General features: G+C 54.2%; 8 protein-coding genes, 2 tRNA genes and 3 rRNA genes. 12 read left to right on the top strand and 1 reads right to left on the bottom strand.

Annotation, left to right across the window (positions count from 1 at the left end):
- Positions 1–3 precede the first annotated feature (3 nt).
- Positions 4–2,193 (bottom strand): fatty acid oxidation complex subunit alpha FadB, encoded by a 2,190-nt coding sequence (fadB, locus tag C1N69_RS21660; RefSeq protein ID WP_059385439.1) that lies wholly within the window; start codon positions 2,191–2,193, stop codon positions 4–6.
- Positions 2,194–2,383: 190 nt separating this feature from the next.
- Here fadB and pepQ point away from each other — a divergent pair, with 190 nt between their 5' ends.
- From pepQ to C1N69_RS21600, 12 genes are all read left to right on the top strand, one after another.
- Entirely contained in the window at positions 2,384–3,715 is a 1,332-nt protein-coding gene (pepQ, locus tag C1N69_RS21655; RefSeq protein WP_104557406.1) for a Xaa-Pro dipeptidase, read from the top strand.
- The gene (locus C1N69_RS21650; RefSeq protein ID WP_155031853.1) at positions 3,715–4,329 is read left to right on the top strand and encodes an IMPACT family protein; all 615 of its coding nucleotides are present in this window, start codon (positions 3,715–3,717) and stop codon (positions 4,327–4,329) included. The genes pepQ and C1N69_RS21650 overlap by 1 nt, the downstream gene beginning before the upstream one ends.
- 39 nt (positions 4,330–4,368) lie before the next feature.
- Positions 4,369–5,820: a Trk system potassium transporter TrkH gene (trkH, locus tag C1N69_RS21645; protein ID WP_023309600.1), complete on the top strand. Its 1,452-nt coding sequence runs from the start codon at positions 4,369–4,371 to the stop codon at positions 5,818–5,820.
- 10 nt (positions 5,821–5,830) lie between these two features.
- Positions 5,831–6,376 (top strand): menaquinone-dependent protoporphyrinogen IX dehydrogenase, encoded by a 546-nt coding sequence (hemG, locus tag C1N69_RS21640; protein WP_059385436.1) that lies wholly within the window; start codon positions 5,831–5,833, stop codon positions 6,374–6,376.
- Between the two features lie 371 nt (positions 6,377–6,747).
- Positions 6,748–8,287: ribosomal RNA gene (locus C1N69_RS21635) — 16S ribosomal RNA — on the top strand.
- A 70-nt stretch (positions 8,288–8,357) separates the two neighbouring features.
- Positions 8,358–8,434 (top strand) — tRNA-Ile (locus C1N69_RS21630).
- A gap of 36 nt (positions 8,435–8,470) precedes the next feature.
- Positions 8,471–8,546: transfer RNA gene (locus C1N69_RS21625), tRNA-Ala, on the top strand.
- Between the two features lie 170 nt (positions 8,547–8,716).
- Positions 8,717–11,617 (top strand): 23S ribosomal RNA (locus C1N69_RS21620).
- A gap of 70 nt (positions 11,618–11,687) precedes the next feature.
- Positions 11,688–11,803: ribosomal RNA gene (gene rrf, locus C1N69_RS21615) — 5S ribosomal RNA — on the top strand.
- The 16S, 23S and 5S rRNA genes sit together here with 2 tRNA genes alongside, the layout of an rRNA operon.
- 125 nt (positions 11,804–11,928) lie before the next feature.
- Positions 11,929–12,957: a UDP-N-acetylmuramate dehydrogenase gene (murB, locus tag C1N69_RS21610; RefSeq protein WP_047959673.1), complete on the top strand. Its 1,029-nt coding sequence runs from the start codon at positions 11,929–11,931 to the stop codon at positions 12,955–12,957.
- Positions 12,954–13,916, top strand: coding sequence for a bifunctional biotin--[acetyl-CoA-carboxylase] ligase/biotin operon repressor BirA (gene birA / locus C1N69_RS21605; RefSeq protein ID WP_025760406.1), 963 nt, complete (start codon positions 12,954–12,956; stop codon positions 13,914–13,916). Before murB ends, birA begins: the two co-directional genes overlap by 4 nt.
- 16 nt (positions 13,917–13,932) lie before the next feature.
- A complete protein-coding gene (locus tag C1N69_RS21600; protein ID WP_155031962.1) occupies positions 13,933–14,925 on the top strand; it encodes a family 8 glycosyl hydrolase in 993 nt (330 codons plus the stop codon).
- The last annotated feature ends 17 nt before the right edge of the window (positions 14,926–14,942 follow it).

The raw sequence follows: 14,942 nt of genomic DNA, 5'->3' as shown, positions 1-14,942 counted from the left end.
TCCTTAAGCCGTTTTCAGCTCGCCAACCGGACGGGCTGGCTCAACTGCTGGATAGTAGGGTTCGTTATGGCGCGCTTTGTTGCGCAGCCCTTCCGGCACCTCATACAGCGGGCCGAGGTGCTGATACTGTTGGGCCATATCGAGATAGCGGGCGCTGCCGAGCGTGTCCAGCCAGCGGAACGCGCCACCGTGGAACGGCGGGAAGCCCAGGCCGTATACCAGCGCCATATCGGCTTCTGCCGGGCTGGCGATGATGCCTTCTTCGAGGCAACGCACCACTTCGTTGATCATCGGAATCATCATCCGGGCGATGATCTCATCGTCGGTGAAGTCGCGTTTCGGCTGACTGACATCGGCCAGCAGGCTATCCACCGCCGCGTCTTCTTCTTTCTTCGGTTTGCCTTTGCTGTCTTCTTTATAGCGCCAGAAGCCCAGGCCGTTTTTCTGACCAAAGCGGTTGGCGTCGAACAGGGCGTCAATGGCGTCGCGATAATCTTTCTGCATGCGCTGCGGGAAGCCCGCCGCCATGACTGCCTGAGCGTGATGTGCCGTATCAATGCCGACCACATCCAGCAGATACGCCGGGCCCATCGGCCAGCCGAACTGTTTTTCCATTACTTTGTCTATCTTGCGGAAATCCGCGCCGTCGCGCAGCAGCTGGCTGAAACCGGCGAAGTAAGGGAACAGGACGCGGTTGACGAAGAAGCCCGGGCAGTCGTTAACAACGATCGGCGTTTTACCCATCTTGCTTGCCCACGCCACCACTTTGGCAATGGTGTCGTCAGAGGTTTTTTCCCCGCGGATCACCTCGACCAGCGGCATACGGTGTACCGGGTTGAAGAAGTGCATCCCGCAGAAGTTCTCCGGACGCTTCAGCACGCTCGCCAGCTCGCTAATTGGGATCGTTGAGGTGTTAGACGCCAGGACGGTATCCGGGCGAACCTTCTCTTCCGTTTCCGCCAGTACCGCTTTTTTCACTTTCGGGTTTTCTACGACCGCCTCAACAACTACGTCCACGCGGTCGAAACCGGTGTATTCCAGCGTTGGCTGGATAGTCGAGATCACACCGGAGAGCTTAAGTCCGTCAATTTTGCCGCGTTCCAGCTGTTTATTCAGCAGCTTGGCCGCTTCGGTCATCCCCAGCGTCAGGGATTTCTCACTGATGTCCTTCATCACCACCGGCACACCTTTCCAGGCAGACTGGTAAGCGATACCGCCACCCATAATGCCAGCACCGAGTACGGCCGCATGTTTTGGCGTCTCAACGTTTTTGGTCAGCTGTTTAGCTTTACCCTTCACGAACTGATCGTTGAGGAAGATGCCAACCAGCGCGCGGGCTTCGTTGGTATGTGCCAGCGGGACAAAGCTCTGGTTTTCCAGCTTCAGGGCTTCATCGCGGCCAAAGCGGGCGGCGGCTTCAATGGTTTTCACCGCCGTGATCGGCGCCGGATAGTGTTTACCCGCGGTCTGCATCACCATGCCTTTGGCGATGGTGAAGCTCATCGTGGCTTCAATCTTGCTGAGTTTTAACGGCTCCAGCTTCGGCTGGCGTTTGGCTTTCCAGTCGAGATCGCCGTTAATCGCCTGACGCAGAATGGCGAGGGATCCTTCAATCAGTTTTTCTGGCTTCACGACACCGTCGACCAGGCCGATTTTCTGCGCCTGTTCTGCACCGACATCTTTACCTGCGGCAATGATCTCAAGTGCGCTGTCGGCACCCAGCATGCGCGGCATGCGCACGGAGCCGCCAAAGCCCGGCATGATACCCAGCTTCGTTTCCGGAAGGCCAATGCGCAGGTCCGGCGTAGCCAGACGGTAATCAGTCGCTAACACGCATTCACAACCACCGCCCAGCGCGTAGCCGTTGACGGCGGAGATCGTCGGAACAGGCAGATCTTCCAGACGATTAAAGACGCTATTGGCAAAATGCAGCCACTGGCTCAGTTGCTCTTCAGGCACCAGGAAGAGCGAGAGGAATTCGGTGATATCGGCGCCGACAATAAAGGCCGCTTTGTTCGAGCGCAGCAGCAGCCCTTTTAATTCAGATTGTTTTTCAAGAACATCCAGCGCCTGGCCAAGACTGGCCACCGTCGCGGTATCAAGCTTATTTACTGAGCCGGGGGCATCGAACACCAGTTCGGCAATGCCATCTTCCAGCCAGTTGAGGTACAGGGTGTCGCCTTTGTAAAGCATGTCAGTCTCCTGAATCCAGCAAGTGGATCTGGTCATACCAGATGAGTCGGAGTGTGGGATTTATGTTAATAAAATGCAAATTACTCATTAAGAAATTGCTGCATTGATCACGGTCGGCGGAAATCACGCAGCCGGAGAGAGGTGTGCTAAGATGCGATGACTTGAGGTCAAAAAAACGAAAGGAAGAATGATGGACTCACTGGCTTCGCTTTATAAAAATCATATCGTTACCCTACAGGAACGTACCCGCGATGTACTGGCCCGCTTTAAGCTGGATGCGCTGTTGATCCACTCCGGCGAGCTGATGAATACCTTTCTCGACGACCACGCTTACCCGTTTAAGGTGAACCCACAGTTTAAAGCCTGGGTGCCGGTGACTCAGGTTCCAAATTGCTGGCTGCTGGTGGATGGCGTGAACAAGCCGAAACTGTGGTTCTACCTGCCGGTCGATTACTGGCACAACGTGGAACCGCTGCCGACCAGCTTCTGGACAGAAGAAGTGGAGGTCATCGCCTTACCAAAAGCCGACGGCATTGGCAGCCAGCTGCCTGCCGCGCGCGGCAATATCGCCTATATTGGTCCGGTACCGGAACGTGCGCTGGGCCTGGACATTCCGGCCGACAAGCTCAACCCGAAAGGGGTGCTGGATTACCTGCACTATTATCGCTCGTATAAAACCGACTACGAACTTTACTGTATGCGTGAAGCGCAAAAAACGGCGGTGAATGGCCACCGTGCGGCGCACGAAGCGTTCCAGTCGGGCATGAGCGAGTTCGATATCAACCAGGCCTATCTGACCGCGACAGGCCACCGTGATACCGATGTGCCGTACAGCAATATCGTCGCGCTCAACGAGCATGCGTCTGTGCTTCACTACACCAAACTGGATCATCAGGTTCCATCGGAAATACGCAGCTTCCTGCTTGATGCGGGTGCCGAGTACAACGGTTATGCGGCGGACCTGACCCGAACCTGGGCGGCCAACGCGGACACCGATTTCGCACAGCTGATTAAAGACGTTAACGATGAACAGCTGGCGCTTATTGGCACCATGAAAGCGGGTACCCGCTATGTGGATTACCACATCCAGTTCCATCAGCGCATTGCGAAACTGCTGCGTAAGCATCAGATTGTGAAAGACATGAGCGAAGAGGCGATGGTCGAGAACGATCTGACCGGGCCATTCATGCCGCACGGTATTGGTCACCCGCTGGGTCTGCAGGTTCACGACGTTGCCGGCTTCATGCAGGACGATACCGGTACGCACCTGGCGGCACCGTCTAAATACCCTTACCTGCGCTGCACCCGCATTCTTGAGCCGCGTATGGTGTTGACCATCGAGCCGGGGATCTACTTTATCGAATCCCTGCTGGCACCGTGGCGTGAAGGCCAGTTCAGCAAACACTTCAACTGGGAAAAAATTGACGCGCTGAAGCCGTTTGGTGGTATTCGCATCGAAGATAACGTTGTGGTTCACGAAAATGGTATCGAGAACATGACGCGAGACCTGAAGCTGGCCTGATGGAAAGCTGGCTGATACCGACTGAACCGGTCACCTTTGTTGAGGAAATCAAGAAAAGCCGCTTTATTACGCTGCTGGCGCATACCGACGGCGTGGACGCGGCAAAAGCGTTTGTCGAGTCCGTCCGGGCTGCACATCCTGACGCGCGTCACCACTGTGTGGCCTGGGTGGCAGGGCCGCCGGACGATTCACAGCAGCTGGGGTTTTCCGACGACGGTGAACCGGCGGGCACGGCCGGTAAACCCATGCTCTCGCAGCTGATGGGCAGCGGCGTGGGTGAAATTACCGCCGTGGTGGTGCGCTATTACGGCGGCATTTTGTTAGGTACCGGTGGGCTGGTTAAAGCCTATGGCGGGGGCGTGCAGCAGGCGCTTAATATGCTGGTCACTACCCGCAAAACGCCGCTCACCGAATATACTTTGTTATGCGATTACGCCCAGCTCTCGGGTATTGAAGCGCTGCTGAAACAGTTCAATGGTGTCATCGCACACAGTGAATATCAGGCAATGGTGCAATTACGCGTGGCGCTTCCTCAGGCGGAACTGGCTGCTTTTTCAGCAAAACTGGCTGATTTTAGTCGTGGTTCGTTGCAATTGCTGCCGATTGAAGAATAATCCCCACCTCACTTTTGAATACCAAAGGAAGCGGCAGAGATGCATTTTCGTGCCATAACCCGAATCGTTGGACTGCTGGTCATACTCTTTTCCGGGACGATGATCCTCCCAGGACTGGTGGCGCTTATCTACCGGGACGGCGCAGGGCGGGCGTTTACTCAGACTTTCTTTGTCGCGCTGGCGATTGGCTCGCTGCTGTGGTGGCCAAACCGTCGTCAGAAAGGTGAGCTGAAATCTCGCGAAGGATTTCTGATTGTGGTTCTGTTCTGGACGGTGCTGGGAAGCGTCGGTTCGCTCCCCTTTATCTTCTCAGAACAGCCTAACCTGAGCATCACGGATGCCTTTTTTGAATCCTTCTCCGGCTTAACGACAACCGGGGCGACGACGCTGGTGGGTCTGGATTCACTCCCGCACGCGATTCTTTTTTATCGACAGATGCTGCAGTGGTTCGGGGGGATGGGGATCATTGTCCTGGCCGTCGCCATTCTGCCTATTCTGGGCGTCGGTGGGATGCAGCTCTATCGCGCCGAAATGCCCGGGCCGCTGAAAGACAACAAAATGCGGCCTCGTATTGCCGAGACGGCGAAAACCTTGTGGCTGATTTATGTTCTGCTGACTGTCGCCTGTGCGCTGGCGCTATGGTTTGCCGGGATGCCGGCTTTCGATGCTATCGGACACAGTTTTGCGACGATTGCCATCGGCGGGTTCTCCACCCACGATGCCAGTGTGGGCTACTTCGACAGCCCAACGATCAATACTATTATTGCGATTTTCCTGCTGATCTCCGGTTGTAACTATGGCCTGCACTTCTCTTTACTGAGCGGGCGCAGCCTGAAGGTGTACTGGCGCGACCCGGAGTTCCGTATGTTTATTGGGGTTCAGCTTACGCTGGTCATCATCTGTACCCTGGTGCTGTGGTTCCATGATGTCTATAACTCGGCATTGACGACCCTGAACCAGGCGTTCTTCCAGGTGGTATCAATGGCGACAACCGCCGGGTTTACCACGGACAGTATTGCACGCTGGCCGCTGTTCCTGCCGGTACTTCTGCTATGTTCCGCCTTTATCGGCGGCTGTGCGGGGTCGACGGGCGGTGGCCTGAAGGTGATTCGTATTCTGCTGTTGTTCAAGCAGGGCAACCGTGAGCTGAAACGTCTGGTCCACCCGAACGCGGTCTACAGCATCAAACTGGGGAACCGTGCGCTACCGGAACGTATCCTCGAAGCGGTGTGGGGGTTCTTCTCAGCCTATGCACTGGTCTTTATCGTCAGTATGCTGGCGATTATCGCGACGGGAGTGGATGATTTCTCCGCCTTTGCGTCCGTCGTTGCAACATTGAATAACCTGGGGCCCGGACTTGGGGTGGTGGCGGATAACTTTGCCAGCATGAACCCGGTCGCGAAATGGATCCTCATCGCCAATATGCTGTTTGGTCGTCTTGAGGTCTTTACGCTGCTGGTGCTGTTCACCCCTACCTTCTGGCGCGAGTAAGGAGCCGTTGATGAAAACACTGATTCTTTTCTCTACGCGAGACGGGCAAACGCGTGAGATTGCCGCGTATCTGGCGTCGGAATTAAAAGAGCTGGGTATATACTCGGATGTGGTGAACCTGAACCGTGCGGAGCAGATTGCCTGGCAGGATTACGACCGCGTGGTGATTGGCGCGTCAATTCGTTACGGGCATTTCCATCCGGCGCTGGATCGTTTTGTGAAAAAGCACACGGCGGTGCTCAACAAATTGCCCGGTGCGTTTTACTCGGTCAATCTGGTCGCGCGTAAAGCGGAAAAGCGTACGCCGCAGACCAACAGCTACACGCGCAAGTTTTTACTCAGCTCGCCGTGGCAGCCAGATCTGTGTGCCGTTTTTGCCGGCGCGCTGCGCTACCCTCGCTACCGCTGGTATGACCGTTTTATGATCCGCCTGATCATGAAAATGACGGGGGGCGAAACGGATACGCGTAAAGAAGTGGTTTATACCGACTGGTCGCAGGTGGCCAGTTTTGCACGGGAAATCGCGCATTTAACGGGCAATTCGCGACTTAAATAAGCGTTAAGTTTGAAAAGTGAGCGAACGAAAAGTTTTTTGTATTTTGTGCTTGTCACATCGGAATAACTCCCTATAATGCGCCTCCACTGACACGGAACAACGGCACACACGCCGCCGGGTCAGCAGAGAAAAGCGAAAATAATCACTTGACTCTGAAGCGGGAAAGCGTAATATGCACACCCCGCGCCGCAGCGAAAACGAAGCGGCACTGCTCTTTAACAATTTATCAGACAATCTGTGTGGGCACTCAAAGTGACATGGATTCTTAACGTCCTCGGACGAAAAATGAATACCAAGTCTCAACGAGTGAACACGTAATTCATTACGAAGTTCTTTTCTTTAGAAATAAAGAAACATTGAGCATCAAACTTAAATTGAAGAGTTTGATCATGGCTCAGATTGAACGCTGGCGGCAGGCCTAACACATGCAAGTCGAACGGTAGCACAGAGAGCTTGCTCTCGGGTGACGAGTGGCGGACGGGTGAGTAATGTCTGGGAAACTGCCTGATGGAGGGGGATAACTACTGGAAACGGTAGCTAATACCGCATAATGTCGCAAGACCAAAGAGGGGGACCTTCGGGCCTCTTGCCATCAGATGTGCCCAGATGGGATTAGCTAGTAGGTGGGGTAACGGCTCACCTAGGCGACGATCCCTAGCTGGTCTGAGAGGATGACCAGCCACACTGGAACTGAGACACGGTCCAGACTCCTACGGGAGGCAGCAGTGGGGAATATTGCACAATGGGCGCAAGCCTGATGCAGCCATGCCGCGTGTATGAAGAAGGCCTTCGGGTTGTAAAGTACTTTCAGCGGGGAGGAAGGCGTTGAGGTTAATAACCTCAGCGATTGACGTTACCCGCAGAAGAAGCACCGGCTAACTCCGTGCCAGCAGCCGCGGTAATACGGAGGGTGCAAGCGTTAATCGGAATTACTGGGCGTAAAGCGCACGCAGGCGGTCTGTCAAGTCGGATGTGAAATCCCCGGGCTCAACCTGGGAACTGCATTCGAAACTGGCAGGCTAGAGTCTTGTAGAGGGGGGTAGAATTCCAGGTGTAGCGGTGAAATGCGTAGAGATCTGGAGGAATACCGGTGGCGAAGGCGGCCCCCTGGACAAAGACTGACGCTCAGGTGCGAAAGCGTGGGGAGCAAACAGGATTAGATACCCTGGTAGTCCACGCCGTAAACGATGTCGACTTGGAGGTTGTGCCCTTGAGGCGTGGCTTCCGGAGCTAACGCGTTAAGTCGACCGCCTGGGGAGTACGGCCGCAAGGTTAAAACTCAAATGAATTGACGGGGGCCCGCACAAGCGGTGGAGCATGTGGTTTAATTCGATGCAACGCGAAGAACCTTACCTACTCTTGACATCCAGAGAACTTAGCAGAGATGCTTTGGTGCCTTCGGGAACTCTGAGACAGGTGCTGCATGGCTGTCGTCAGCTCGTGTTGTGAAATGTTGGGTTAAGTCCCGCAACGAGCGCAACCCTTATCCTTTGTTGCCAGCGGTCCGGCCGGGAACTCAAAGGAGACTGCCAGTGATAAACTGGAGGAAGGTGGGGATGACGTCAAGTCATCATGGCCCTTACGAGTAGGGCTACACACGTGCTACAATGGCGCATACAAAGAGAAGCGACCTCGCGAGAGCAAGCGGACCTCATAAAGTGCGTCGTAGTCCGGATTGGAGTCTGCAACTCGACTCCATGAAGTCGGAATCGCTAGTAATCGTAGATCAGAATGCTACGGTGAATACGTTCCCGGGCCTTGTACACACCGCCCGTCACACCATGGGAGTGGGTTGCAAAAGAAGTAGGTAGCTTAACCTTCGGGAGGGCGCTTACCACTTTGTGATTCATGACTGGGGTGAAGTCGTAACAAGGTAACCGTAGGGGAACCTGCGGTTGGATCACCTCCTTACCTTAAAGAACCTGCCTTTGCAGTGCTCACACAGATTGTCTGATGAAAAACAGCAGTAAAAAACCTCTACAGGCTTGTAGCTCAGGTGGTTAGAGCGCACCCCTGATAAGGGTGAGGTCGGTGGTTCAAGTCCACTCAGGCCTACCAAATTTGCAAAGCAAATTTGAAGAGGTTATCAACGATGGGGCTATAGCTCAGCTGGGAGAGCGCCTGCTTTGCACGCAGGAGGTCTGCGGTTCGATCCCGCATAGCTCCACCATCTTTTACTGCGAACACAAGAAAACTTCAGAGTGAACCTGAAAAGGTGCACTGCGAAGTTTTGCTCTTTAAAAATCTGGATCAAGCTGAAAATTGAAACGACACACATGTTATGTGTGTTCGAGTCTCTCAAATTTTCGCAATCAGAAGTGAAACATCTTCGGGTTGTGAGGTTAAGCGACTAAGCGTACACGGTGGATGCCCTGGCAGTCAGAGGCGATGAAGGACGTGCTAATCTGCGAAAAGCGCCGGCGAGGTGATATGAACCTTTGACCCGGCGATGTCCGAATGGGGAAACCCAGTGTGTTCCGACACACTATCGTTAACTGAATACATAGGTTAACGAGGCGAACCGGGGGAACTGAAACATCTAAGTACCCCGAGGAAAAGAAATCAACCGAGATTCCCCAGTAGCGGCGAGCGAACGGGGAGCAGCCCAGAGTCTGAATCAGCTTGTGTGTTAGTGGAACGGTCTGGAAAGTCCGACGGTACAGGGTGATAGTCCCGTACACGAAAACACACAGGTTGTGAACTCGAAGAGTAGGGCGGGACACGTGGTATCCTGTCTGAATATGGGGGGACCATCCTCCAAGGCTAAATACTCCTGACTGACCGATAGTGAACCAGTACCGTGAGGGAAAGGCGAAAAGAACCCCGGCGAGGGGAGTGAAAAAGAACCTGAAACCGTGTACGTACAAGCAGTGGGAGCACCTTCGGGTGTGACTGCGTACCTTTTGTATAATGGGTCAGCGACTTATATTCTGTAGCAAGGTTAACCGTATAGGGGAGCCGAAGGGAAACCGAGTCTTAACTGGGCGTTAAGTTGCAGGGTATAGACCCGAAACCCGGTGATCTAGCCATGGGCAGGTTGAAGGTTGGGTAACACTAACTGGAGGACCGAACCGACTAATGTTGAAAAATTAGCGGATGACTTGTGGCTGGGGGTGAAAGGCCAATCAAACCGGGAGATAGCTGGTTCTCCCGAAAGCTATTTAGGTAGCGCCTCGTGAACTCATCTTCGGGGGTAGAGCACTGTTTCGGCTAGGGGGCCATCCCGGCTTACCAACCCGATGCAAACTACGAATACCGAAGAATGTTATCACGGGAGACACACGGCGGGTGCTAACGTCCGTCGTGAAGAGGGAAACAACCCAGACCGCCAGCTAAGGTCCCAAAGTCATGGTTAAGTGGGAAACGATGTGGGAAGGCACAGACAGCCAGGATGTTGGCTTAGAAGCAGCCATCATTTAAAGAAAGCGTAATAGCTCACTGGTCGAGTCGGCCTGCGCGGAAGATGTAACGGGGCTAAACCATGCACCGAAGCTGCGGCAGCGACGCTTATGCGTTGTTGGGTAGGGGAGCGTTCTGTAAGCCGTTGAAGGTGGCCTGTGAGGGTTGCTGGAGGTATCAGAAGTGCGAATGCTGACATAAGTAACGATAAAGCGGGTGAAAAGCCCGCTCGCCGGAAGACCAAGGGTTCCTGTCCAACGTTAATCGGGGCAGGGTGAGTCGACCCCTAAGGCGAGGCCGAAAGGCGTAGTCGATGGGAAACAGGTTAATATTCCTGTACTTGGTGTTACTGCGAAGGGGGGACGGAGAAGGCTATGTTAGCCGGGCGACGGTTGTCCGGTTTAAGCATGTAGGCGGAGGTTCCAGGTAAATCCGGTACCTTTTAACGCTGAGGTGTGATGACGAGGCACTACGGTGCTGAAGTAACAAATGCCCTGCTTCCAGGAAAAGCCTCTAAGCATCAGGTAACATCAAATCGTACCCCAAACCGACACAGGTGGTCAGGTAGAGAATACCAAGGCGCTTGAGAGAACTCGGGTGAAGGAACTAGGCAAAATGGTGCCGTAACTTCGGGAGAAGGCACGCTGATATGTAGGTGAAGCCCCTGCGGGTGGAGCTGAAATCAGTCGAAGATACCAGCTGGCTGCAACTGTTTATTAAAAACACAGCACTGTGCAAACACGAAAGTGGACGTATACGGTGTGACGCCTGCCCGGTGCCGGAAGGTTAATTGATGGGGTTAGCGGTAACGCGAAGCTCTTGATCGAAGCCCCGGTAAACGGCGGCCGTAACTATAACGGTCCTAAGGTAGCGAAATTCCTTGTCGGGTAAGTTCCGACCTGCACGAATGGCGTAATGATGGCCAGGCTGTCTCCACCCGAGACTCAGTGAAATTGAACTCGCTGTGAAGATGCAGTGTACCCGCGGCAAGACGGAAAGACCCCGTGAACCTTTACTATAGCTTGACACTGAACACTGGTCCTTGATGTGTAGGATAGGTGGGAGGCTTTGAAGTGTGGACGCCAGTCTGCATGGAGCCGTCCTTGAAATACCACCCTTTAATGGCTGGTGTTCTAACGTAGACCCGTAATCCGGGTTGCGGACAGTGTCTGGTGGGTAGTTTGACTGGGGCGGTCTCCTCCCAAAGAGTAACGGAGGAGCACGAAGGTTAGCTAATCCTGGTCGGACATCAGGAGGTTAGTGCAATGGCATAAGCTAGCTTGACTGCGAGAGTGACGGCTCGAGCAGGTGCGAAAGCAGGTCATAGTGATCCGGTGGTTCTGAATGGAAGGGCCATCGCTCAACGGATAAAAGGTACTCCGGGGATAACAGGCTGATACCGCCCAAGAGTTCATATCGACGGCGGTGTTTGGCACCTCGATGTCGGCTCATCACATCCTGGGGCTGAAGTAGGTCCCAAGGGTATGGCTGTTCGCCATTTAAAGTGGTACGCGAGCTGGGTTTAGAACGTCGTGAGACAGTTCGGTCCCTATCTGCCGTGGGCGCTGGAGAATTGAGGGGGGCTGCTCCTAGTACGAGAGGACCGGAGTGGACGCATCACTGGTGTTCGGGTTGTCATGCCAATGGCACTGCCCGGTAGCTAAATGCGGAAGAGATAAGTGCTGAAAGCATCTAAGCACGAAACTTGCCCCGAGATGAGTTCTCCCTGAGACTTTAAGTCTCCTGAAGGAACGTTGAAGACGACGACGTTGATAGGTCGGGTGTGTAAGCGCAGCGATGCGTTGAGCTAACCGATACTAATGAACCGTGAGGCTTAACCTTACAACGCCGAAGATGTTTTGGCGAAGAGACGACACAAGTTTCAGCTTTGATACAGATTAAACAGAATTTGCCTGGCGGCTTTAGCGCGGTGGTCCCACCTGACCCCATGCCGAACTCAGAAGTGAAACGCCGTAGCGCCGATGGTAGTGTGGGGTCTCCCCATGTGAGAGTAGGGAACTGCCAGGCATCAAACAAGTGAAGAGGCCATCCGAAAGGATGGCCTTTTTGCGTTTCTGCGCTGCACAAAACTAATCCCCCAATACCTTGCTTATACGGTAAACTACCTGCGTTTTTGCATCAGGATAGCGTCTATGAACCACTCCCTTAAGCCCTGGAATACCTTTGGCATTCAACGCAATGCTAAAAAGATTGTACGTGCCGATACCGCACAGCAGTTGCTGAATGCATGGCAAAGCGCAACAGAAAATAACGAACCCGTACTGATTCTGGGCGAAGGAAGTAATGTCCTGTTTCTCGACGATTTTGCGGGAACAGTAATCGTTAACCGCATCATGGGCATTGATGTGGAAGAGCGCGCCGATAGCTGGCACATTCACGTAGGGGCCGGTGAAAACTGGCATCATCTGGTGCAGTTTACCCTCGAAAAAGGAATGCCGGGTCTGGAAAACCTTGCGCTGATCCCAGGCTGCGCCGGATCGTCACCCATTCAAAACATCGGTGCCTATGGCATCGAACTGAAACATGTCTGTGAGTATGTCGACTGTATCGAACTGGCGACCGGAACGGCCCAGCGTTTAACCGCAGAAGAGTGCCGTTTTGGCTATCGTGACAGTATCTTCAAACATGAATATCAGGATCGCTACGTCATTGTCGCCGTGGGCCTGCGTCTGTCTAAGCGCTGGCAGCCCGTGTTGACCTACGGTGATTTAACGCGTCTCGATCCGGCAACCGTTACCCCTCGCGACGTTTTTGACTCGGTTTGCCATATGCGGATGACCAAACTTCCCGATCCCAAAGTAAACGGCAATGCCGGAAGCTTCTTCAAAAACCCGGTAATTAGCAGCGAAAAGGCAAAAATCTTCCTTGAAGGATGGCCAACAGCGCCACATTACCCTCAGGCGGACGGCAGCGTGAAGCTTGCTGCGGGATGGCTTATCGATCAATGCCAGTTAAAAGGCACGGCAGTCGGCGGTGCTGCCGTTCACCGACAGCAGGCTCTGGTACTGATTAATCAATGTGATGCGACCAGCGATGATGTGGTTCAGCTGGCACATCATGTCCGTGAGCGTGTGGGCGAGAAATTTAACGTCTGGCTGGAGCCGGAAGTGCGCTTTATCGGGTGCACAGGCGAAGTCAATGCCGTGGAGGCCATCGCGTGAAGGACAATACCATCCCCTTAACCCTGATTGGGATTCTTGCCGACGGTGAGTTTCATTCTGGCGAGCAATTGGGCGAACAACTGGGCATGAGCCGTGCCGGCATCAATAAGCATATTCAGACGCTGCGCGACTGGGGTGTCGATGTCTTTACGGTACCAGGAAAAGGCTACAGCCTGCCGGAACCAATTCAACTGCTGAATGAAGAACTGATTCGCAGCCAGATTGGACACGGCAATGTGGCGGTGCTGCCCGTGATTGATTCGACGAACCAGTATCTTCTGGATCGTCTGCCTGAGCTAAAATCCGGCGATGCCTGTGTTGCTGAGTATCAGCAGGCCGGGCGTGGCCGTCGCGGTCGCAAATGGTTCTCACCGTTTGGTGCGAATCTTTATCTCTCCATGTACTGGCGTCTGGAGCAGGGGCCTGCCGCTGCCATTGGCCTGAGTCTGGTTATCGGCATTGTCATGGCGGAAGTGCTGCACGATCTGGGGGCGGATAACGTACGCGTGAAGTGGCCTAACGATCTCTACCTCAACGATCGAAAACTGGCCGGTATCCTGGTTGAACTGACGGGGAAAACCGGCGATGCGGCGCAAATTGTCATTGGCGCGGGCCTCAATATGGTGATGCGCAACGTCCAGAGTGATGTGGTGAACCAGGCCTGGACTAACCTCCAGGAGGCGGGCATCGTCATCGATCGCAACACCCTCGCCGTGCGTATGATTAAAGAGTTGCGCAGTTCACTCACGCTTTTTGAGCAGGAAGGGCTGGCTCCGTTCCTGTCGCGTTGGGAAAAGCTGGATAACTTCATCAACCGCCCGGTGAAATTGCTGATTGGCGATAAAGAGATCTACGGTACTTCCCGCGGTATTGATGCGCAGGGGGCGTTGCTTCTGGAGCAGGATGGCGCAATCAAGCCCTGGGTGGGCGGTGAGATTTCCCTGCGAAGTGCCGAATAACCGGACTGAGTCAATGATGCGAAAACCCGTCTGCGCGACGCTGGCTGTCATGATGAGTGTACTGTTCTCGCCTCTCTCGCAGGCGGGACAGGCCTGGGAAAGTTACAAGGCACGCTTTTTTAAACCGGAAGGCCGCATTGTCGATACCGGCAATGGCGGTGTTTCGCATACGGAAGGTCAGGGTTTCGCCATGCTGATGGCGGTGGCCAATGACGATAAAGCCACGTTCGATAAGCTCTGGCAATGGACGGACAGTCAGCTGAAGAACAAAGAGAATGGTCTCTTTTACTGGCGTTACAACCCCGCAGAGTCCAACCCGATCGCCGACAAAAACAACGCCGCAGACGGCGATGTGCTGATCGCCTGGGCATTGTTAAAAGCCGATGCCCGCTGGCATGACAAGCATTACAGCACCGCATCGGATGCCATTACAAAAGCACTGATTGACCACAGCGTGATCCGCTATGCGGGTTACCGCGTGATGCTGCCCGGCGTCCAGGGATTTAAGCCTGAGGGTGAAGTGATCCTTAATCCGTCCTATTTCGTGTTTCCGGCCTGGCAGGACTTTGCCGCGCGCAGTCATTTACCGGTCTGGCATGAATTGATGAAGGACGGGAAACGCCTGCTGGGGAAAATGGGTTCGGGTAAAGCGAATCTGCCCCCTGACTGGGTTTCACTGACATCAGGTGGCAAGCTGGCACCGGCCCAGGGTTGGCCACCGCGGATGAGCTACGATGCGATTCGTATTCCGCTGTACGTTGCCTGGTCTGATAAACAAAGCCCGTTGCTGACGCCGTGGAAAGCCTGGTTCGGTCAGTTTCCCCGGGAAAAAACGCCTGCCTGGGTGAACGTCACGACCAACGACTATGCGCCCTATATGATGGAAGGCGGTCTGCTGGCGGTACGCGATTTAACGATGGGACAGTCTTCCGGAGAACCCGAAATCACCTCTAAAGACGACTACTATTCGGCAAGTCTGAAAATGCTGGTGTGGATTTCAGCGCAATGATAAAGCACCGACTATCC

This window comes from Enterobacter sichuanensis (assembly GCF_009036245.1).
GTDB lineage: Bacteria > Pseudomonadota > Gammaproteobacteria > Enterobacterales > Enterobacteriaceae > Enterobacter > Enterobacter sichuanensis.
Note: the sequence above shows the minus strand (reverse complement) of the source record. Positions and strands in the feature narration are given on the sequence as shown.